Source organism: Alcaligenes sp. 1735tsa3 (assembly GCF_024134565.1).
Lineage (GTDB): Bacteria > Pseudomonadota > Gammaproteobacteria > Burkholderiales > Burkholderiaceae_B > Alcaligenes > Alcaligenes phenolicus.
The window spans coordinates 752650-773879 of record NZ_CP099862.1 but is presented as its reverse complement, the minus strand read 5'-3'; the positions used below and the strand labels follow the sequence as shown (position 1 = coordinate 773879).

The following is a 21230-nucleotide window of genomic DNA, read 5'->3' as shown; positions in this document are numbered from 1 at the left end:
GTTAAAATAGTCGGTTACCCCATCAGGCCCGGCCTTCTGGCCAGTGGCCCTTTACGACAAACCATGAGCATCGACCCCTCTTTAACTATCGCCCAGTTCGACTACGAGCTTCCCCCTGATCTGATCGCTCAAAGCCCGCCGGCCCAGCGCCAGGGCAGCCGTCTGCTGCATCTGGACGGTGCCAGCCAATTGCATGACCGCCAGTTCACCGACCTGCCCAGCCTGCTGCGCAAGGGTGACCTGCTGGTCTTTAACGATACGCGCGTCATCAAGGCCCGCCTGCATGGCCAGAAAAGCAGCGGCGGCAAGGTGGAAGTGCTGATCGAGCGCGTAACCGGCCCCGATACGGCTCTGGCCCATATCCGCGCCAGCAAGTCCCCCAAACCTGGCACTTTGCTGGAACTGGCCGACGGCAAGGTACTGGCCGATTGCACCGGGCGGGAAGACGCCCTGTTTGCGCTGCGCTTTCACGAGCCTGTGCTGGACATGCTGGAGCAATACGGCGCCACGCCTTTGCCACCCTACATTACCCACGCAGCGGACGAGGAAGACGACTCGCGCTACCAGACTGTTTACGCCCGTCACCCCGGTGCCGTGGCCGCCCCGACGGCTGGCCTGCACTTTACCGACGACATGCTGAACACCTTGCGCGAGCAAGGCGTGGACCAGGCCTTTGTGACCTTGCACGTGGGTGCAGGCACTTTTCAGCCTGTGCGTGTGGACAATATCAGCGAACACGTCATGCACGCCGAGCGTTACCATGTGCCCGCCGCCACCCTGGCCAAGATCGAAGCCACCCGCGCTGCCGGTGGCCGCGTCATTGCCGTGGGCACCACCAGTGTGCGTTCGCTGGAGTCGGCCGCCAGCAAAGAGCCCGGCATGAACCAGCGCTGCGCCGATGGCAGCATTGAAGGCGACACGCGCCTGTTCATTACCCCCGGCTTCCAGTACCAGTGGGTGGATGCACTGATCACCAATTTTCATTTGCCCCAGTCCACCTTGCTGATGCTGGTATCGGCCCTGGCGGGGATCGAACCCATACAACGTGCCTACCAGCACGCCGTCCAATCCCGGTATCGCTTCTTTAGTTACGGCGATGCTATGTTCATTGAGCCTCCTACCCCATGAGTGGACTGAAGTTTGACCTCTTAAGCACCGATGGCGCCGCTCGCCGTGGCCAGATCACCCTGAACCACGGTGTGGTGCAAACCCCCATTTTCATGCCGGTAGGCACCTATGGCAGCGTCAAGGCCATGATGCCGCACGAGCTGAACGAGATTGGCTCGCAGATCATATTGGGCAACACCTTTCACCTGTGGCTGCGTCCGGGCACGGATGTCATGGACAAGTACCAGGGCCTGCATAATTTCATGCAATGGGACAAGCCCATCCTGACGGACTCGGGCGGTTTTCAGGTGTTCAGCCTGAAAGGCATGCGCAAGATTACCGAGGAAGGGGTGAAATTTGCCTCCCCCATTACTGGCGAGCGCCTGTTTCTGACGCCTGAAGTGTCGATGCAAATCCAGTACTCCTTGAACTCCGATATTTCCATGGTGTTCGATGAATGCACGCCCTACTTGATTGACGACCGTCCCGCCACACATATCGAAGCGGCTAAATCCATGCGCATGTCCTTGCGCTGGGCTCGCCGTTCACGCGAGGAATTCAAGCGTCTGAACAACCCCAATGCCCTGTTTGGCATTGTGCAAGGCGGCATGTACGAGGACCTGCGCGACGAATCCCTGGCTGGTCTGACCGAAATCGGCTTTGAAGGCTATGCCATTGGCGGCCTGTCCGTAGGCGAGCCCAAAGAAGACATGATGCGCATTCTGGCGCACACCACCCCGAAACTGCCCACCCATGCCCCCCGCTATCTAATGGGCGTCGGTACACCGGAAGATCTGGTCGAAGGGGTCAGCCAGGGCGTGGACATGTTTGACTGCGTCATGCCCACCCGCAATGCGCGCAATGGCTGGCTGTTTACCCGTTACGGCGACATCAAGATACGCAATGCCCGTTACCGCGACGATACCCGCCCGCTGGATCCCAGCTGCACCTGCCATACCTGCAAGCATTTCTCGCGTGGCTACTTGCATCATTTGCAGCGTTCCAATGAAATTACCGGCTCGCGTTTGAATACCTTGCACAATCTGCATTTCTATTTGCAGATCATGCAAGAGATGCGCGATGCTATCGAGCAAAAGCGTTTCGCGGCCTGGCGGGAGCAGTTCCACCAGGATCGGGCGCGCGGTATTGAATGACACGCTGTTTGTGATACCGCAATAAAGTGCCGCTACAATACACCGTTAGTTTTTGACAACCCACACAAAAAAATCCTCAGGAGCCCCACATGTCCGCTGTTGACATTCTGACTCTCATCCCCGCCCAGGCAGCTGCCGGCGGCGAAAATGCCTTGATGGGCATGCTGCCCATCATCTTGATGTTCGTTGTGCTGTACTTCTTGATGATTCGTCCTCAAATGAAGCGTCAGAAAGAGCACCGCAACCTGGTGTCCAACCTGGCCAAAGGCGACGAAGTCATCACTTCCGGTGGTTTGCTGGGCAAAGTCAGCAAAGTTCACGACAACTACCTGACCGTTGAAGTGGCCAACCTGACCGACAAGCCTGTTGAAGTTCTGGTCCAACGCGTGGCCGTTACGACTGTTCTGCCCAAAGGCACGATCAAGTCGCTGTAATGCCTCCGACCCCGGACCTCGGTCCGGGGTTGCCATTTCTGCACCCGTCGTAGATATCCCATGAATCGTTATCCTCTCTGGAAATATGTCATCGTCTTGGTCGCGCTGGCGATCGGCCTGATCTATACCTTGCCCAATCTGTTTGGTGAGTCTCCTGCTGTCCAGGTTTCCAGCGCCAAATCCACGGTCCGGCTTGAAACCAACCTGATCAGTCACGTTGAAGAGCTGCTCAAGAAAAACAATATTCCTACGACGGGCTCGTATTTTGAACAAAACGGACCTAGCGCCACTGCGCGTTTCCGTTTTGAGTCCACCGATGTTCAGCTCAAGGCCAAAGACCTGATCGAGCGCGAACTGAACAAGGACTCCACAGCTACCGCCCCCGACTACACCGTCGCCCTGAACCTGGTGTCTGCGTCGCCTGCCTGGCTGACCGCACTGGGCGCCCACCCCATGCACCTGGGCCTGGACTTGCGCGGTGGCGTGCACTTCCTGCTGCAAGTGGATATGCAAGGCGCGCTTCAAGCCCGCTACGACTCCATGGTGGCTGATGCCCGCAGCGTGCTGCGCGAAGCCAAAGTGCCTGTTGGCGGCATCGAGCGTGATGGTCACTCGCTGCGCATGAGCTTTGCCTCGGCAGACGATCGCGACCGCGCTCAATCGGAAATGCGTCGCGCCATGCCTGATCTGGCTTTCACCCCTGCCGGTGACAGCGGTCTGACAGCCCGTTTGACCGAAGCCGCCACCATTCAGGTGCAATCGAACGCCCTCAAGCAAAACATCACCACCTTGCATAACCGAATCAATGAGCTGGGCGTAGCCGAGCCTGTGATTCAGCAGCAAGGGTCCGATCGCATCGTGGTTCAACTGCCCGGCGTGCAGGATGTAGCCAAAGCCAAGGAAATTCTGGGTCGTACGGCCACACTGGAACTGCGCATGGTGGAAGACTCGCCTGCTGCCGTTGCGGCCTTGAACTCGGGTACCGTGCCCTTTGGTCTGGAGCGCTACACCGAGCGTGGTGGTGCCCCCCTGCTGCTGCGCCGCCAGGTCATCCTGACAGGTGAAAACCTGCAGGACGCCCAGCCCGGTCGTGACTCGCAAACCCAGCAACCCACCGTCAACCTGACGCTGGACAATAAGGGCTCGCGCATTTTCCGCGACATTACCCGCAACAACATCAACAAGCGCATGGCGATTGTGCTGTTTGAAAATGGCGTGGGTGAAGTGGTGACGGCTCCGGTTATCCGTAGCGAAATTCCTAACGGCCAGGTACAGATCAGCGGCAGCATGAATGCTCAGGAAGCCGCCGATATTTCCCTGCTGCTGCGTGCCGGTTCGCTGGCCGCCCCCATGAGCATCATTGAAGAGCGCACCATTGGCCCTAGCCTGGGTGCCGACAATATTCGCCAAGGCTTTAACGCCACGCTGTACGGCTTTATTGCGATCGCCATCTTCATCATGCTGTACTACCACCTGATTGGTCTGTTCTCCACCATTGGCCTGACCTTCAACGTGCTCTTGCTGCTGGCTGTCTTGTCCATGCTGCAAGCCACCCTGACCTTGCCGGGTATTGCCGCTATCGCCCTGACCCTGGGTATGGCCATTGACGCCAACGTGCTGATCAACGAGCGTATCCGCGAGGAGCTACGCAATGGTGCCTCGCCGCAACAAGCCATTCACCTGGGTTTTGATCGTGCCTGGGCCACTATTTTCGACTCCAACCTGACCAGTCTGATTGTGGGTGTCGCTTTGCTGGCCTTCGGTTCCGGTCCTATCCGTGGTTTTGCGGTCGTACACGTGATCGGTATTCTGACCTCCATGTTCTCTTCGGTGGTTGGGGTTCGTGCCCTGGTCAACCTCTGGTATGGCAACCGTCGTCGCCTGCAGGGTATTTCCATTGGTCAGGTCTGGAAACCACAGGACAAGAAGTAAAGTGCCGGGGCCGGTGCAAACCGGCCAGGCCCAACTACAGGCATAAAGCATCATGGAATTTTTTCGTATTCACCGCACTATCCCGTTCATGCGCCATGCGTTGGTGCTGAACCTGATCAGTTTTCTGACATTTATTGCAGCGGTCGTCTTCATTATTGTGCGCGGCTTTCACCTGTCCATCGAATTTACCGGTGGTACGGTCATGGAAGTGCACTATCAGCAAACCGTGCAGGTCGAAGATGTGCGCGGCTCGATTCAGTCGCTGGGTTATACCGACTTCCAGGTACAGAACTTCGGCACGTCGCAGGACATCATGATCCGCTTGCCCGTTCTGGACGGACAAGACTCTACCCAGCAAAGCGAGCAAGTACTCCAGGCCTTGAAGCAGCAGCACTCGGACGTGGAGCTGCGCCGTGTGGAGTTCGTCGGCCCACAGGTGGGGCAAGAACTGCTGCATAACGGTTTGATGGCCCTGGCCTTTGTGGTCGCCGGTATCTTGCTGTACCTGGGTTTCCGCTTTGAGTGGAAGCTGGCGCTGGCTTGTGCGATTGCCAACTTGCACGACGTGGTCATCATTCTGGGCTTTTTCGCGTTCTTCCAATGGGAGTTCTCGCTGTCGGTGCTGGCCGGTGTTCTGGCGGTGCTGGGTTACTCCGTGAACGAATCTGTTGTGGTGATGGACCGTATCCGTGAGAACTTCCGCAAGCAGCGCAAGATGTCGGTATCGGACATTATTGATCTGTCCATCACCCAGAACATCTCGCGTACCATCATCACCCACGGTTCTACCCAGATGATGGTGCTGTCGATTTTCTTCTTCGGTGGCCCAACGCTGCACAACTTCTCGCTGGCGCTGACCATCGGTATCTGGTTCGGTATTTACTCCTCCGTGTTCGTGGCCGCTGCCATTTCCATGTGGCTGGGCGTGAAACGTGAGGATCTGGTCAAGCCGATCAAGAAAGACGAAGGCGGCGAGGTTGTAGAAGGCTAAGTTGCTTCTTGGCTCGCTGTTAACGAAAGCCCGACATTAAAACAATGTCGGGCTTTTTTGTTTCTAGGGCTGCTGGATTGCGAGTAATAGAGTGGCGGCAGTAAGCCTCTTTTTGTTTTATTGAGGGCCGGAGCAGGTCGGCGGGCGAGTCAGGTTATTCGCCGCGGGCAGAGGCCGGATGCGGGGTGCAAGGGTCGTGCTGTTTGAGGAGCACGCTTGCGGTTTGTCCGGGGGACAAACCGCGCTCCGAGTTCACGACACGCCCGCATCTGGACTCTGACAAGGGGACCCGTGCGCAGCACGGGCGAATGACCCGCCAAGCCGACCTGCTCCGGCCCTCAATAAAACAAACGCCTGCCACCCTATATTGATCTGAAGGGATACTTCGGCACGACGGTTATACAACGGGCAATACTGCCATCACGATATGACGGGATCTCGCAGCTGTGGCGGCATCAACGAGGTTTACAGAAAATCTCATTTCCATCGGGCTGAGATAACTTGCTGCTGTCGTTTTCAGTGCACAAGCTGCAATGACTGGATGACACACTACAAGCCATAAGTAATGCAAGGGAGGGACGACCAACTACTTAATTAATTCGGGATGGTTTCATCAGGTCTTAAGGTCAACACGCGCACACCACTGTCTGTCACAGCCACCGTGTGCTCAAACTGTGCTGACAGCAAGCCATCGCAAGTGCGCACAGTCCAGCCATCTTTCCCGGTTTGCACTGCATGGCCACCTTGATTCAGCATGGGTTCAATGGTGAACACCATGCCCTCTTTCAATCGCAGTCCTGTGCGCGGCATGCCCCAATGCAAAACTTCAGGCGCTTCGTGCATTTCCCGCCCGATGCCGTGCCCACAGTAATCACGTACAACGGAATAGCCGTTCTTGCGTGCGTACTGGGAAATGGCAAACCCCACATCACCCAAAGTCGCGCCGGGGCGCACGGCTTGTATACCTTTCCACATCGCCATATAGCAGGCATCGACCAGTTTTTGCGCAGCAGGAGTTACCTGCCCCACCGTGTAGGTTTTGCTGGAATCCGCGATAAAACCGTTCTTCTCCAGGGTGATGTCGAAATTCACGATATCCCCCTCCTTCAGTACATCCGTCGCGGACGGCATACCGTGGCACACGACTTGATTAGGCGATGAATTCAGAACATAGGCGTAACCGTACTGCCCTTTGCTGGCGGGCCGGGCTTGCAGGTCCTGGACGATATAACTTTCGACCAGATCATTAATCTGCATGGTGTTCATGCCAATCAGGTTCAATTGATCCAGGCGCGTGAACACTTGAGCCAGCAAACGGCCCGACTCGGCCATCAAGGCAATTTCATCTGCCGTCTTGATCATGCTGACTCCACCTGATCCAGAGGCACGGCAGGCTCACCCAAACCAGCCGCCTTCATTTCACGGGCGACAATCTCGTTAAAACTCATGGTCGGGTTCAGTTCGCACAACAACCCCATACGTATCCAGAAAGCCGCCTGCGCATTGATGGAGCGACATGAAACCGTACTCGCCTTGCGTAGCTGGTCGTGCAGCTCGTCATCAATATTCACGATACCCATTTTTCAATCCTTATATGATCCATATACGAATCATATAATTCACAAAAACAGGACGCAAGTAGAAGCTGACTGAAAATCCTGATCCAGCTTCATGCCCCGACAAGACTATTTCCAGCCTTCTCACCCCAAAGGGCGGCCTGTCTGCAACAAGTCCTCCCACATGATCCCAGCTTGCTTGTGGCTCACGGGAGGCTGGGCGTTATAATGCCCGATTCATCATTTTCAATGGCCCGCGGGATATACACCCGTCACGGCTCCTTCTATGACCGACACCACAATCTCTACCCCCGCCAGCGCGGATGCTGCTACCAAGCCTGCCCGCAAGCTCTTCATTCGCACCTTTGGCTGCCAGATGAACGAGTACGACTCCGAAAAAATGGCCGATATCCTGAATCAGGATCGCCCCGTGGAGTTGACAACCAACCCCGAAGAAGCAGACATCATCCTGTTCAATACCTGTTCGGTGCGCGAAAAAGCGCAAGAAAAGGTGTTCTCGGATCTGGGCCGGGTTCAGCATTTGAAAGCGCTCAATCCCGATCTGGTCATTGGCGTAGGTGGCTGTGTGGCCAGTCAGGAAGGCGACACGATTATTCGTCGTGCTCCCTACGTGGATGTCGTGTTCGGACCACAAACCTTGCACCGCCTGCCCGAGCTGATCGTCAAGCGCCGCAACAGCGGCCGCTCGCAAGTAGATATCAGTTTTCCTGAAATCGAAAAATTCGACGCCCTGCCTCCCGCACGCGTGGAGGGTTATTCCGCCTTTGTGTCCATCATGGAAGGCTGCAGCAAGTACTGCAGTTTCTGTGTAGTGCCCTACACCCGTGGCCCCGAAGTCTCCCGTCCCTTTGACGACGTACTGATGGAAGTGGCTGACCTGGCCGACCAGGGTGTGCGTGAAGTGACGCTGCTGGGCCAGAACGTGAACGCCTACCGTGGCCCGACCGACGTCGCTGGCGAGATTGCCGACTTTGCCATGCTGCTGGAGTACGTGCACGAGATCCCTGGTATCGAGCGCATTCGCTACACCACCTCGCACCCCAAGGAAATGACCTCGCGCCTGATCGCCGCCCACGGCAATCTGCCCAAGCTGGTCCCCTTTCTGCACTTGCCCGTACAGGCCGGCAGCGACCGTATTCTGGCTGCAATGAAACGCGGCTACACTGCGCTGGAGTTCAAATCCATCGTGCGCCGCCTGCGTGAAGCGCGTCCCGACATCGTCTTGTCCTCGGACTTTATTGTGGGCTTTCCCGGTGAGACGGAAGAGGATTTCCAGAAGACACTGAAGCTGATTCGCGATGTGAATTTCGACCAGTCTTTCTCTTTTGTGTATTCGCGTCGCCCCGGCACGCCCGCCGCCGACCTGGAAGACAACACCAGCAAAGAAGAAAAGCTGGACCGCCTGCACCGCCTGCAAGCGCAAATCAACGAGCAGGCCCAGGCCATCAGCCAGGCCATGGTCGGCAGCGTACAACGCATTCTGGTCGAAGGCACCTCGCGCAAAGACGACTCGGAACTGAAAGGCCGTACCGAAAACAACCGTATCATCAACTTCCCCGGCGACCCTCGCCTGATCGGACAAATTGTGGATGTGCACGTGACCCAAGTACTGACCAACACCTTGCGCGGAGAAATCGTGACCCATGACCGGGTTGCAGGAGCCTGATCTATGACTAGCCAACGCCGCCGCATGCCCACTTCCTTGCGCCTGGACGGGGACAATACCCATCTGGCCAATATGTGTGGCCCCTTGGACGAGAACATCAAGCAGATTGCCATTGCCTATGACGTCACCCTGCGTCGGCGTGGCAGTCATGTTTCGATTGAAGGCGAGCGCGCGGAGGAGGCTGCCAAGGCCATTGACTGGTTCCATTCGCGTGCCGTGCACCGTGCGCTGAATATCGACGATATTCAGTTGGGCCTGGTTGAGCTGGGCGCCAGCCGCCGCCACGAAAAAGAGGAAAAGCCCGAGCCCCTGCCCGAGCTGCCCCCCGTCGGCCAGGAAGAAATTTCCCTGCGTACCGCCAAACGCGACCTGCGTCCTCGCACACCCGGTCAACGCGAGTACCTGCGCAATATCCTGAACAACGACATCAACTTCGGCGTAGGCCCGGCCGGGACTGGCAAGACCTGGTTGGCAGTGGCTTGCGCCATCGATGCGCTGGAGCGCGAATCCGTCCATCGCTTGGTGCTGACACGTCCTGCTGTCGAGGCGGGTGAGCGCCTGGGCTTTTTGCCCGGTGATCTGGCCCAGAAGGTAGATCCCTATCTGCGCCCTTTGTACGATGCTTTGTATGACTTGATGGGTGTGGAGAAGGTACAGCGCCTGTTCGAAAAACAAATCATCGAAATCGCACCGCTGGCCTATATGCGCGGCCGCACGCTGAACCATGCTTTCGTGATCCTGGACGAAGCCCAGAACACCACACCGGAACAAATGAAAATGTTCCTGACGCGCATCGGTTTTGGCAGCAAGGCGGTGATTACCGGCGACCCCACTCAGGTGGACTTGCCCAAAGGCCAGCGCAGCGGCTTGAATCATGCCGTCAAGGTGCTGGAAAACGTGCAGGGTATTTCCTGCTCGCGCTTTAGCAGCCGTGATGTCGTGCGCCACCCGCTGGTTGCGCGAATTGTGGACGCCTACGAACGAGCCGGTGATGCCTGATCTGTCCCTGAGCGTCCAGTACGCTGTTGATTGCCCCGAGCTGAGCCGCTCCCGTATCCGCCGCTGGATGCAGCGCACGATTGATATGGCAATCGAACGCATCCACCCCGAAGATCGTTTCACCGCCCTGTCCGCCACCTTGCGTATTGTGGACGCCGAAGAAGGCCAGAGCCTGAACCTGAGCTACCGGGAACGCGACTACGCCACCAATGTGCTGACCTTTGAATATGGTCAGGACGAGGACGGCGTGGTCCACGGCGATATCGTCTTGTGCCTGCCCGTGCTGGAGCGTGAAGCCCAGGAACAGCAAAAGCCATTTCTGCACCATGCCGCTCATCTGGTGGTGCACGGCTGTCTGCATTCCCTGGGTTACGACCACATTGAAGAGGACGAAGCCCAGGACATGGAAGCGCTGGAAACCGCTGTTCTGGCCAGTTTGCGCATCCCCGATCCCTACCAGGAGCGCTAGCTCGCCCACTTGTCACAAAGGGTCTCCCATCCCTGACAAAGCTGCGCCAATCCTCACTTCCCTTCCCGCATTCCGAATGATGACAGGTACATACCTTGTCATCATTTTTCGGTTATGCTTGTTTCTTCCTTAACTCGTCCTTCGGACAATGTCAGACTCTGCTCCCGACCCCGAGCCCCGCCCTTCCAAGGCCAGCTCAAACAATCCCATCTCTCGCTTAAGTGCTTTTTTCAATCGGCGTCACGAACCCGAAGACCGAGAAGACCTTAAGTCTGTCCTGGTTGCGGCCCACGCCCGCAAAGTTATCGACGACGAATCGCTGTCCATGATCGCCGGAACACTGGATATGGCCAACAAAACAGTGGCCGATATCATGGTGCCCCGATCCAAGATCGATATGCTGGACATCGCCAAGCCGTTGACCGAGATGCTGCCCATCATTATTGAAACGGGCCACAGCCGCTTTCCGATCTACGAGACGGAGCGCGACAATATCATCGGTATCTTGCTGGCCAAGGACCTGCTGCTCTCGATCGCCAATCCCACGCTGGATTTGCGCCCGCTGATTCGCCCTGCGGTATTCATTCCCGAGACCAAGCGCCTGAACGTCTTGCTGCACGAGTTCCGTGGCAGCCGCAATCACCTGGCCGTCGTTATTGACGAGCACGGTGGTACAGCAGGCCTGGTCACCATGGAAGACGTGCTGGAACAAATTGTGGGCGACATCGAAGATGAATACGATGAAGACGCCGAGCAGACCATTTTCCAGGCCGGCCCCGACAGCTGGCGTGTCATGGCACTGACTGAAATCCCCGATTTCAACGAAGCCTTCCAGACCCACCTCCCTAACGACGACTTTGACACCGTAGGTGGTTGGCTGGCGTCCGAATTGGGACATATCCCTCGCCGGGGCGATGTGGCCCAGCTTGATGGCATCAGCCTCACGGTTGTCCGTGCGGATGCCAAACGAGCCCTTTGGTTGCACGTTCAGCGAGCCACACCCGCCGAGCCTAATCTTGAACAAGCCTGATTCCAAACCTTTACCCCAGGCGCTTGGCGTCGCTTTACTGCTGGTCCTGGGGGGCTTGCATGCCCTGTCCTTTTCCATTGGCCCGCTGCCATCCTGGATTCTGCCCTTCTACCAGATCACCTTGCTGGCCATTGCCTGCTCGCAGATCATGGGTTCGACGTCCGTGCGCCAGGCCTTTGGTCGCAGTTATCTGTTTGGGCTGGGGCATTTTGGCGTAGGGATTTACTGGCTGTACATCAGCATGCACCAGTATGGTGGCATGCCCTCCTGGATGGCCGCCCTAGGTGTTTTGCTGCTGGCTGCCGCCCTGGCCCTCTTTCCTGCTCTGGCTTCAGCGGTTTGGCAAAAACTGCGCCCCAAGCACGATAGTGATTCCTGGCTACCACGATTGTTGCTATCAGCAGGCTGGGCAAGCTGCTGGGCACTCAGTGAATGGCTGCGCGGCAATTTGCTGACTGGCTTTCCTTGGTTGAATATCGGCTACGCCCACGCAGAAGGGATGTTTACCGGCTGGGCACCCGTTGTGGGTGTGTATGGCCTGGCCTGGCTGTCGGCTTTCAGCGCCGCCGTGATTGCCCAGTTTGCCGCCTCCAAAGACAAGAACCAAAGCCCTTCCAGCGCGATCGGCATTGGTATTGCCATGATTTTCGGCCTGATCGGGATCAGTCTGCCGCATATTGCCTGGGTCCAGCCCCATGGCGCGCCCTTTATTGCCCGCCTGGTGCAAGGCAATATCGATCAAAGCGCCAAGTTCGGCCCCAATATGAGCGAAGGCATAGAGCGTTACTACGAGCTGGCAAACCTGCCGGCCAAGACCCCCGAAGACGCGCCGCGCCTGATTGTTCTGCCTGAAACCGTTATCCCCGTATTGCAAAACCGCCTGGAAACCAGCTTCTGGTTGCGCTGGACGGAACTGGCACAGCGCCATCAAGCCAATCTGGTGCTGGGTGTCCCCATGGATCGTGGCACGGTCAACGGCAAGCTGAGCTACACCAACAGCGCCTTGCTGATCAGCCCCGAGACTCAGCCCCAGGACATCATCAATAGCACGGCCAGCTACTACGACAAGCATCATCTGGTGCCTTTCGGCGAATTCATCCCCACCGGCTTTCAATGGTTTGTGGACATGATGAATATCCCGCTGGGGGACTTCCATCGTGGCGCCTTGCCGCAAGCGCCCTTCAAGATGGCAGAGGGTCGTGTTGCCCCCAACATCTGCTATGAAGACGTGTTTGGCGAAGAGATCATCCAGGCCGTGCAAGGCAGTCCTGGCCAGGAAGGCGCTACCTTGCTGTTGAACATCAGCAATCTGGGCTGGTTTGGCGATTCCTGGGCCTTGAGCCAGCACTTGCAGATCTCACGTATGCGGGCTTTGGAAACAGGCCGTCCCATGCTGCGTGCCACCAATACCGGCATGACAGCCGCCATTGACCCTTATGGGCGTGTTCGTGCGGTTCTGCCGCCCCTGACGCCGGGTGTGCTGGATGTGGAAGTTCAAGGCACAACGGGCCTGACTCCCTACGTGAAATACGGCAATCTGCCCTTCTTGATCTGGGCAGGCCTGCTTCTGATTATTTTTGCCTGGCGCTCTCGTCGTCAGGACTGAGCACCAACAAACTCACGGTAGGCTTTGCGCTAGCAGGGATTGAAAGGATTCTGCTATTGCAAAGCCTGCGGTGCATTCGGGTACAAGCGCGCGGCAAAACCACCGGCACGCTCCCGATTCCAGGTCTTGCACCAGTCCACGAACTCATCCGCCGGGATGGGCGTAGAGCACAAATAGCCCTGCATATAGTCGCAACCGGCGTTGTTCAACAAATCCAGTTGCTCGTGACTGGTCACACCTTCTGCCACTACCCGCAAGCCCAGCTTTTGCGCCATGACAATCATGGCCTGAGTCAGCACCAGATCCTCGCTGCTCAGGGCCAGATTGCGGATATAGCACTGATCAATCTTGAGCACATTGATGGAAAACCGCTTCAGGTGCGACAGAGAGGAGTAGCCGGTGCCAAAATCATCCAGCGCCACACTCATGCCGTACTCCCGCAAGGAGCGCAACTGCTGCAAGGCTTGCCCCTGATCGTCCAGCAACAAGCGCTCGGTAATTTCCACCACCAGCGCATCGCCCGGAATGCCTTGGGTTTGCAGATACTCCACCCACTCGCGCGCGCAGGAGCCATTGAGCTTGAACTGCGCGGGCGAGACATTCAGGCTGACCCGGAAACCGGGGTCCAACTCGTTGCGTAGTTTCACCGCGGCCTGGGCAGCCGTCTCGAACACCCATTCGCCAATCAGCACAATCAGACCGGAATCTTCGGAAAACGGAATGAATTCTGAAGGGGGCACCAAGCCCAACTGCGGGTGTTCCCAGCGTATCAAGGCCTCGGCACGGGTGACCTGCCCTGTACGCAAATCCACAATGGGTTGGTAATAAAGCTGGAACTGCTGCTCGCTTAGTGCCTTTTGCAAATCCTGCGAGAAACGCAGGCGCGCTTCCACGGCTTCGCTCATGGCAGGCAGGAAGCGGCAGTATTGATTGCGGCCGCAAGCCTTGGCGGCGTACATGGCCATATCCGCATTCTTCAAAAGCTGGCCGGCATCATCGCCATCTTCGGGGAACAGCGTGATTCCCACACTGGCAGAAACAGACACCGAGTTCTTGCCCAACTGGAAAGGCTCTTCAATCGTGTCCAGCAAACAGCGACAAGTGCGCTCCACAATCGAGGTATCGCTGATATCCGAGATAATGACGGTAAACTCGTCACCACCAATACGGGCCACGGTATCCGTTACCCGCACACAGCGCTGCAAACGCTGGGCCACTTCCTGCAGCAGGACGTCGCCCTTCTCGTGCCCCAAGGAGTCGTTCACATCCTTGAAAAAATCCAGATCCATAAAGATCAGCGCGAAAGGCAAGCCTGTGCGACGCGACTGCTCGCGCGCTTGCTGCAAGCGATCCTGGAACATCTGCCGATTGGGCAAGCCCGTCAAATGATCGTAATGCGCCTGCTTCCACATCTGCGCTTCACGCTTCTTATGGCTGGTGATGTCGGTGAACAAGCCAATATGGCGATACACCGTGCCATCCGGGTTCCAGGCAGTGCTGATGGTCAAACGCTCGGCAAAATCCTCGCCGTTCTTGCGTCGATTCCAGATATCGCCCTGCCACCGCCCGGTTTCCGAAATCTCGCGCCACATCTTGCGGTAGAACTCCGTGTCCTGACGCCCCGAGTTCAGGATAGACAAGGTGCGGCCCCGCACTTCGTCCAGCTCGTAGCCGGTGATGCGGCTAAACGCCGGGTTGGCATCTACCACATGGCCAAAACGATCCGTTACAACAATGGCTTCGCAAGTGTTCTCGTACACCACGGCCGCCAAACGACCAGTCACTTCGTTGCGCACCCGCGTGGTGATGTCCTGCACTACTGCCACCATGCCCATACGGCCCTCGAGCTCGATGGGAATGGCACAGATCTCGACATCAATGGATTTGCCGTCATAACGCAATGCCCGCGTTTCATAGCGCAAACTGCTGCCACCAGAACGCGAATCGGGCACCACTTGAGTCAAAGAAGGAAATCGCGGCGACAGAAAGACTTGATCAACCGTGAACTCCTGGCGCAATTGTGCACGGCTATATCCCAATGTCTCAGCCAGCTTTTTATTGACGAAATCAAAGCGGCCATCGCGGGATAAATAAACTCCCAATAAAGGGTTGTGGCTCAAACTGCGGCATATGGCGTTGAGCTGGGATAAATTGCGCTGCTGAATAGAAAGCTGCGCATCCAGCTGTTGAATCTGCAAACCGCAGTAATTCAAAATCTGCGACAAATAACGCGTTTCACTAGTGCCTGAACTGGTGCTTTTTGCACGGTAATTGCCGCCAGTAAAAGCCTGGCCTTGAGCCACCAGCTGTCGCAAGGGATCGGCTGCCCAGGCACGCAACATGAAGTAGGACAGACACAGCGCGATCAAATCCAGACCCAGCATGAAGAACACCGTCCAGCGGTGCTGCGAGCGGACGCTTTCACGCGAGGCATCAAACGCATCCAGCAATTGCTGGGTGTTATGACGAAATAACGAGTCTTCCGCGTTCAGGCTGGCCGCTGGCAAGAGCACTTGCTCGGAGCTGACCGGAAAATCCAGACGCATCAAGCGCCGCTGCCATTCATTACTTAGTTGGGAGACCAGCCCCAGCAAGGGCTTGTCCAGCGGGACCAGGACCACACCATCGACTACCCCGCCATCGCGCAACAACTGCACCACCCCTTGGAACTGCTGATCCAAGTGGCGCAAACGGGCAGGCGTCGAACTGGAAGGCGCGGCCAGCGCCACGGAATAGCTGATATCAGAGAGCTGGCGCAGGAGGCCGCTACTTGCCTGCAGGCGAATTTCTGCCTGGTTTTGCTTGTAAATGACAGTAACCGTTGCGGAGATCAACAACAGCCAGACCAACAGCACCCAAATCAGCAAAGCACTCAAACTGATTCGTCTTTGTGCATCCACTGGAACAGGCAGAGGTGATGATATGCACTGCTTTGCTGACATAGCGCCATTAAATAAAAAAATGCAGGCTAAGTGAGGGGCCTACAAAACGTAATTATTGCAGGTGAAATGTTACTCAACGAAGCATACCATCATTAGATTACAGAGCAGCGCAAATTTCTCACAAACCCTGCATTTATGCGCCTAAGAAGGGAATTAGACGAGCCTGAAAGGGACAAAAAAACGACGCTAATAGTTGAAAGCATTTCCTTCTATTGAGCCACAAATGAAATGTTATGACACAAAGAAGATACAAAACTCCGTATAAAACAAAAAGATACAAGCGCATTTCAGGCTCACCCTGAGCCCTGTTTTCGGCTTCCGCACGCCGGGGGTATCGCCTCCTCTGCCTGCCCCATGCCCCTCCTCTGGCAGCCCCCCTGAAGTTTTTTCACTTTATTTTGGTTTTTTTCTTCAAAAGACTTGCACAAAGATAAAAACACCTTCATAATCTCAATTCTTCGTTGGTGGTCGACAAAAAGAACACCGAAATGGGGGTATAGCTCAGCTGGGAGAGCGCTTGCATGGCATGCAAGAGGTCAGCGGTTCGATCCCGCTTACCTCCACCAAAAAACGAAGATTAGCTGTAGAGTCCTGTCCCCTTCGTCTAGAGGCCTAGGACACCACCCTTTCACGGTGGGTACAGGGGTTCGAATCCCCTAGGGGACGCCAAGATTCTTGGCAACCGCTGCGGAGCGGTAGTTCAGTTGGTTAGAATACCGGCCTGTCACGCCGGGGGTCGCGGGTTCGAGTCCCGTCCGCTCCGCCAAAAGATTTAAAAAATCAGTCCCGGACTGGTTTTAGCAGTTTGAAGTGGCAAGCCTCGTCAAGCCTGACACTTATTTCGATACTTTGGTTTTTTGACGCAGTTAAAAAACGAAGTAAAGAAAATTGGGGGTATAGCTCAGCTGGGAGAGCGCTTGCATGGCATGCAAGAGGTCAGCGGTTCGATCCCGCTTACCTCCACCAAAACGACGATTTAGTTGTAAGTCCTGTCCCCTTCGTCTAGAGGCCTAGGACACCACCCTTTCACGGTGGGTACAGGGGTTCGAATCCCCTAGGGGACGCCAAGATTCTTGGCACCGCTGCGGAGCGGTAGTTCAGTTGGTTAGAATACCGGCCTGTCACGCCGGGGGTCGCGGGTTCGAGCCCCGTCCGCTCCGCCAAAAAATTCAAAAAGCCTGATAGATTTCGATCTGTCAGGCTTTTTTCATTGGTGGACTCCGGCCTGCAAGCATGCGCACCAGAACACCTCTCTCAGCCTCTGGTGCCTATCGCTCGTCTACGAATACCGTGCAAAGAAAAACCGATAAGCACTAATGCCCCTCCAAACAGGCATACCGCATGCCACCCACCCAGACGCCAGGCAATACCAGCCCCCCATGAGCCAGTCGCACCACCCACGAACATGCCGCTCATAAATAGCGTATTCAATCGGCTCCTGGCCTCCGGACGGAATGAGTAAATCACATGCTGATTGGAAATGAGTGCCAACTGCTCACCAATATCCAGCAACAAAATGCCCACAATCAAACCGGCAAGACTGCTCCAAAGCCCCAACACGGGGTATGACAGCAACATGGTCAGGCAAGCAGCCGTGATAACAATATGCGGTCCACGATGATCTGCGCTGCGACCCGCCAGTGGAGCAATCAAAATCCCGGCAGCACCGACAACACCCATCAAGCCAGCTACATCCGCTCCCAAGCCGTATGACTCCTGCATGTGCAATGCCAGAACTGTCCACAAACCCATAAAGGAGCCAAACAGGACCGCTTGAATACGGGTTGCTCTACGCAACAAAGGCTCTTCCCGCCACAGAACGATCAAGGACTTTATAAGGCTGAAATAACGTTGATGCACCTGGGGATTGCTATGGGGCAATTTGAGAAAAAGCATGAGCCAGGCAGTCGCCGTCATCACTGCACCTAAGCAATATGTGGCCCGCCAGCCCCAATGATCGCCAATAAAGCCACCCACAGCCCTACCCAATAAAAGACCGCACAACACCCCGCTCATTACCGTGCCTACTACTTGTCCCCGGCGGCTCGGCGTCGCTAGTTCTGCCGCAAAAGGCACAATTTGTTGAGCGGCTGATGCAGAGATCCCCACCAACACGGACGCACAGACAAACCCCCAGGCATTGGGGGTTACCGCCAGACATACCAGCCCGACCAGCAAAACCGCCGCCTGCCCCAGAATCAATTTTCTACGGTCAACCCGGTCTCCAAGAGGGACCAGAAAAAACAGGCCGCAAGCAAACCCCAACTGGGTCGCCGTCGGGGCCAGATTAATCAGCCCTCTTTCCTGCGGAAATGCCTGTTGCAACAGTTCCAGAAGTGGCTGATTGTAATAGACATTCGAGACAAATACGCCGCAGGCAATCGCCATTACCATCAGAAGCGCCGTATCCAGACGACGCACCAAGGCGGATTCTTTGGACATCACTGACTCACAAAGTAAAAAGTAGGCTGTCATGGTGAAGGAACACGTAGCCAAAGTCTTTGGCCTACAATTTCAGACGTCTGAAATCTGTCTTTTCCGCCCAACTTTACCCAGAGACAAGCATGTCTAACGGTACCCACCCCGCCCCTCAGAAACACTCAAGATCCGCCCAGGCCCGCGACGACGATATGCTGGCATTTGGCCGGTACCAGCTATTTCCGGGCCTGCGGCTTTTGCTGCGGGACGGTGTGCGGTTGGAGGTAGGCGAGCGTGCGCTTGATGTGCTCATCTACCTTGTAGAGGCAGCAGGAAAAGTGGTGTCAAAAGACTCACTCCTTTCGCAGATATGGTCCAAGGACGTGGTCGAGGAAAACAGCTTGCAGGCACAGATCTCATCATTACGGAAAACTCTGGGTGACGATAGAGACCTTATTTCCACGGAGTTTGGCCGAGGCTATCGATTCACCGGCGCTGTGCAATCCCATCAAGCGGCAAGCCCAATTATTGCTCATCAAACACGGAGCAAACTGCCACGTCCCAGGTCCCCCTTGATCGGCCGTGTTGAGGAGCTACTGGAATTAAATCGGCTCCTTGCAAGCCAATGCCTGATCACGCTCGCCGGCCCTGCCGGTGTCGGCAAGACCCGTTTGGCCATAGAGCTGGCCTCTGAAGCAAGCCCACTTTTCCCTGATGGTGTTTACTTCTCGGACTTGTCCCAACTTGGCAGCCCCGCCTCTGTATTACCAAGCATCTCAAGCGCCTTGGCCGGCCTTGTCGGCACAGACACACAGGCCGCATCGCATCCAAACAGGGCACTCCTGCTAATTGATAACTGCGAACATGTCGCTTCGGCTTGCGCACACGTGATTGAACAACTTCTGGAGGCCGACCCGAAGCTGAGCATCCTCCTTACCAGCCAAACCCCTTTGGGACTGGAGGGCGAGCAAGTCTTTCGCATCACCCCTCTCTGCGTCCCCGCACACCCCATCAAGTTAGAAAACGCACGAGCATACAGTGCTATCGAGCTATTCGTACGCCGAGTTATCGCCGCAGACTATCACTTCAAGCTGACCGAAGATAATCTGGATCAGATTACAGCACTCTGCAGAGCGCTGGACGGGGTTCCCCTGGCGCTGGAAATTGCTGCTGCCCGAGTTCCCTCGCTAGGGCTGGCTGCCGTCGCTGAAGACCTGGCTATTTCCTCGGGTTTGCTGGCCGCCCGGAAGAACCCATCCTCTGGGCGCCACCAGACACTGGGTGAGGCCATGCAATGGAGTTACCACTTACTGAACTCGCGTGAACAAAACGCTTTTCAGGAACTGGCTATTTTCCCTGGCGATTTCACCCTCTCCGCTGCAGAACAAATCATCTCTGCAAGACCCAAAGACTCGACCAGACTGCCCGATATTATTTACGGATTGGTTGAAAAGTCCCTGCTCACCCTGCAAGCCGGAACGCAAACTATCCGTTATCGCTATCTGAGTATGCTGCGCGCATATGCCCTGGAGCAGCTTGAGGATCGACAGACTGTTTTGGCGGACAGACATTCGCACTTTACTGCCCAACTGGCATCCCAGGCTCAACACGACTGGATGTCCTTACCCACGCCCCAGTGGAGGCAGCAATATGAACACCACATCGATGACATCAGAACCGCTTTGGACTGGGCATTCCGAAATAATCAGCACCGCAGTCTGGGACTCCATATCCTGGCCAACTCCGCCCCATTCTGGATACAGTTGTCGCTTCACGATGAAGGTCGTCAGAGAATTACGGATGCACTCAAACAAAGCACAGGCTCATCCCTAGAAGAACAGCAGGAGATGATGATTCAAGCCGCCCTGGCCACCTCCCTGACCTGGTCACGCGGCCCGACGCCAGAGAATGGACAGGCATGGACCCGAGCTGGCGAGCTCGCATTGCAGCTGGGCGACAGGGAGATGCAGCTACAAGCGGAATACGGCCTATGGCTCTTTCATCTTCGTAGCGGCCGGTACACCCAGGCTCTGGAACACGGCCAGAACATGGCGGATTTGGCTCTACAGTTCTCTGACCGAGCCGCTTTTCTGACTGCCCGCCGTCTAATTGGCACGTCCTATCATTTTTTAGGACGGCACACTGAAGCCTTATTTGAAATCGAGGCCATGCTTGATGCCTATGTACGCGACGAACGCCATGGCTCTCACTTCCGATTCGGATTGGATCAGCGCGTCGCGGGCTGGGCTTTTCTTTCCCGCATTCTATGGGTCATGGGGAACACGAACAAAGCTCGCCATGCGGCCCAATTAGCGATCGAGGAGGCCATACCGCTGGATCACGCTTGCACCTTATGTTGTGCACTGGCGGAAGGAAGCTGCACGGTGGCAGCGCTTTCAGGGGATAGCCAGGAGGTCACTCGAATGTCGCAAGAGCTAAATCAGCTTGCTGGCCAACATGGTTTGGAGTTCTGGGCACGGTATGGTTCGGCATTTGCGCTTTGGGCAAAAGTCGCCGGAAACCCCGCTGAAGTTCCTTTCCAAACACTCCAGTCAGCTCTGACACAGTTACAGGAGCACGGGTTTGACACGGCATATTCTGTTTTCTTGTCTGACTTTGCACATGCAATGATCGAACAAGGGCATAGCCCGGAAGCGGTTGCACTCATCAAGGCCCGCCTTGCTGATGAGACCGCTGAAGAGCAACTATGGAACGCCCCGGAGCTGTTGAGAATCCAGGCGCAGGCAATGATGCATCTCCCATCCGAACAACCATACGCATCAGCTACCTTGCAGAAAGCGCTATCCCTGGCACGCTCTCAACAAGCCAAAGCCTGGAAAGTCAGACTCAAAGCATGATCCCATCCTGCGGATGCCCTGCTGCCTGCTCAAGCCATCGGCTGATC

15 protein-coding genes and 6 tRNA genes are annotated in these 21230 nt (G+C 56.2%); 17 read left to right on the top strand and 4 right to left on the bottom strand.

Annotated features, from left to right (window positions below; genetic code table 11):
- Positions 1-63: 63 nt before the first annotated feature.
- The 5 genes from queA to secF all read left to right on the top strand — a co-directional run bounded on the left by queA (position 64) and on the right by secF (position 5618).
- Entirely contained in the window at positions 64-1128 is a 1065-nt protein-coding gene (queA, locus tag NIZ92_RS03565) for a tRNA preQ1(34) S-adenosylmethionine ribosyltransferase-isomerase QueA (protein WP_060185585.1), read from the top strand.
- Entirely contained in the window at positions 1125-2261 is a 1137-nt protein-coding gene (gene tgt, locus NIZ92_RS03560) for a tRNA guanosine(34) transglycosylase Tgt (RefSeq protein WP_115634229.1), read from the top strand. The genes queA and tgt overlap by 4 nt, the downstream gene beginning before the upstream one ends.
- Positions 2262-2350: 89 nt before the next feature.
- Complete coding sequence (gene yajC / locus NIZ92_RS03555) at positions 2351-2695, top strand: preprotein translocase subunit YajC (protein WP_003803689.1); 345 nt, start codon at positions 2351-2353, stop codon at positions 2693-2695.
- A gap of 60 nt (positions 2696-2755) precedes the next feature.
- Complete coding sequence (secD, locus tag NIZ92_RS03550; protein WP_022983425.1) at positions 2756-4627, top strand: protein translocase subunit SecD; 1872 nt, start codon at positions 2756-2758, stop codon at positions 4625-4627.
- A gap of 52 nt (positions 4628-4679) precedes the next feature.
- Complete coding sequence (secF, locus tag NIZ92_RS03545) at positions 4680-5618, top strand: protein translocase subunit SecF (RefSeq protein WP_009463846.1); 939 nt, start codon at positions 4680-4682, stop codon at positions 5616-5618.
- Between the two features lie 594 nt (positions 5619-6212).
- On the opposite strand, the gene map is transcribed toward secF, so the two are convergent.
- Both map and NIZ92_RS03535 read right to left on the bottom strand, forming a co-directional pair.
- The gene (map, locus tag NIZ92_RS03540; protein ID WP_254002711.1) at positions 6213-6980 is read right to left on the bottom strand and encodes a type I methionyl aminopeptidase; all 768 of its coding nucleotides are present in this window, start codon (positions 6978-6980) and stop codon (positions 6213-6215) included.
- Positions 6977-7198, bottom strand: coding sequence for a ParD-like family protein (locus NIZ92_RS03535; RefSeq protein ID WP_009463848.1), 222 nt, complete (start codon positions 7196-7198; stop codon positions 6977-6979). Before NIZ92_RS03535 ends, map begins: the two co-directional genes overlap by 4 nt.
- Before the next feature lie 262 nt (positions 7199-7460).
- Between NIZ92_RS03535 and miaB the strand changes: the two genes are divergently transcribed.
- The 5 genes from miaB to lnt all read left to right on the top strand — a co-directional run bounded on the left by miaB (position 7461) and on the right by lnt (position 12965).
- Positions 7461-8861: a tRNA (N6-isopentenyl adenosine(37)-C2)-methylthiotransferase MiaB gene (gene miaB, locus NIZ92_RS03530; protein WP_009463849.1), complete on the top strand. Its 1401-nt coding sequence runs from the start codon at positions 7461-7463 to the stop codon at positions 8859-8861.
- A gap of 3 nt (positions 8862-8864) precedes the next feature.
- On the top strand, positions 8865-9860 hold the full coding sequence (locus tag NIZ92_RS03525; RefSeq protein WP_009463850.1) for a PhoH family protein: 996 nt from the start codon (positions 8865-8867) through the stop codon (positions 9858-9860).
- Positions 9853-10329 (top strand): rRNA maturation RNase YbeY, encoded by a 477-nt coding sequence (gene ybeY, locus NIZ92_RS03520; protein WP_226348966.1) that lies wholly within the window; start codon positions 9853-9855, stop codon positions 10327-10329. The genes NIZ92_RS03525 and ybeY overlap by 8 nt, the downstream gene beginning before the upstream one ends.
- A gap of 148 nt (positions 10330-10477) precedes the next feature.
- Positions 10478-11359, top strand: coding sequence for an HlyC/CorC family transporter (locus NIZ92_RS03515; protein ID WP_009463852.1), 882 nt, complete (start codon positions 10478-10480; stop codon positions 11357-11359).
- A complete protein-coding gene (gene lnt / locus NIZ92_RS03510; protein ID WP_035271177.1) occupies positions 11346-12965 on the top strand; it encodes an apolipoprotein N-acyltransferase in 1620 nt (539 codons plus the stop codon). Before NIZ92_RS03515 ends, lnt begins: the two co-directional genes overlap by 14 nt.
- A 53-nt stretch (positions 12966-13018) precedes the next feature.
- Here the strand turns inward: lnt and NIZ92_RS03505 are convergent, their stop codons facing one another.
- The gene (locus NIZ92_RS03505) at positions 13019-15841 is read right to left on the bottom strand and encodes an EAL domain-containing protein (protein WP_060185582.1); all 2823 of its coding nucleotides are present in this window, start codon (positions 15839-15841) and stop codon (positions 13019-13021) included.
- Between the two features lie 556 nt (positions 15842-16397).
- On the opposite strand from NIZ92_RS03505, the gene NIZ92_RS03500 reads away from it, so the two are divergent.
- From NIZ92_RS03500 to NIZ92_RS03475, 6 genes are all read left to right on the top strand, one after another.
- Positions 16398-16473, top strand: a tRNA-Ala gene (locus NIZ92_RS03500).
- Positions 16474-16500: 27 nt separating this feature from the next.
- Positions 16501-16576: transfer RNA gene (locus NIZ92_RS03495), tRNA-Glu, on the top strand.
- A 20-nt stretch (positions 16577-16596) separates the two neighbouring features.
- Positions 16597-16673 (top strand) — tRNA-Asp (locus NIZ92_RS03490).
- 124 nt (positions 16674-16797) lie between these two features.
- A tRNA-Ala gene (locus NIZ92_RS03485) sits at positions 16798-16873 on the top strand.
- A gap of 25 nt (positions 16874-16898) precedes the next feature.
- Positions 16899-16974 (top strand) — tRNA-Glu (locus NIZ92_RS03480).
- Positions 16975-16993: 19 nt separating this feature from the next.
- Positions 16994-17070: transfer RNA gene (locus NIZ92_RS03475), tRNA-Asp, on the top strand.
- A 91-nt stretch (positions 17071-17161) separates the two neighbouring features.
- Here NIZ92_RS03475 and NIZ92_RS03470 read toward each other — a convergent pair.
- Positions 17162-18349, bottom strand: coding sequence for an MFS transporter (locus NIZ92_RS03470; protein WP_254002710.1), 1188 nt, complete (start codon positions 18347-18349; stop codon positions 17162-17164).
- Between the two features lie 122 nt (positions 18350-18471).
- Between NIZ92_RS03470 and NIZ92_RS03465 the strand changes: the two genes are divergently transcribed.
- Entirely contained in the window at positions 18472-21183 is a 2712-nt protein-coding gene (locus NIZ92_RS03465; protein WP_254002709.1) for a winged helix-turn-helix domain-containing protein, read from the top strand.
- Positions 21184-21230 lie beyond the last annotated feature (47 nt).

Bases quoted from the DNA above. Each gene is read 5' to 3' on its own strand.
- NIZ92_RS03535 (WP_009463848.1), bottom strand. From the start codon at position 7,198: ATGGGTATCGTGAATATTGATGACGAGCTGCACGACCAGCTACGCAAG.
- tgt (WP_115634229.1), top strand. From the start codon at position 1,125: ATGAGTGGACTGAAGTTTGACCTCTTAAGCACCGATGGCGCCGCTCGC.
- NIZ92_RS03470 (WP_254002710.1), bottom strand. From the start codon at position 18,349: ATGTCCAAAGAATCCGCCTTGGTGCGTCGTCTGGATACGGCGCTTCTG.
- miaB (WP_009463849.1), top strand. From the start codon at position 7,461: ATGACCGACACCACAATCTCTACCCCCGCCAGCGCGGATGCTGCTACC.
- yajC (WP_003803689.1), top strand. From the start codon at position 2,351: ATGTCCGCTGTTGACATTCTGACTCTCATCCCCGCCCAGGCAGCTGCC.
- secF (WP_009463846.1), top strand. From the start codon at position 4,680: ATGGAATTTTTTCGTATTCACCGCACTATCCCGTTCATGCGCCATGCG.
- map (WP_254002711.1), bottom strand. From the start codon at position 6,980: ATGATCAAGACGGCAGATGAAATTGCCTTGATGGCCGAGTCGGGCCGT.
- queA (WP_060185585.1), top strand. From the start codon at position 64: ATGAGCATCGACCCCTCTTTAACTATCGCCCAGTTCGACTACGAGCTT.
- ybeY (WP_226348966.1), top strand. From the start codon at position 9,853: ATGCCTGATCTGTCCCTGAGCGTCCAGTACGCTGTTGATTGCCCCGAG.
- secD (WP_022983425.1), top strand. From the start codon at position 2,756: ATGAATCGTTATCCTCTCTGGAAATATGTCATCGTCTTGGTCGCGCTG.
- NIZ92_RS03525 (WP_009463850.1), top strand. From the start codon at position 8,865: ATGACTAGCCAACGCCGCCGCATGCCCACTTCCTTGCGCCTGGACGGG.
- NIZ92_RS03465 (WP_254002709.1), top strand. From the start codon at position 18,472: ATGTCTAACGGTACCCACCCCGCCCCTCAGAAACACTCAAGATCCGCC.
- NIZ92_RS03515 (WP_009463852.1), top strand. From the start codon at position 10,478: ATGTCAGACTCTGCTCCCGACCCCGAGCCCCGCCCTTCCAAGGCCAGC.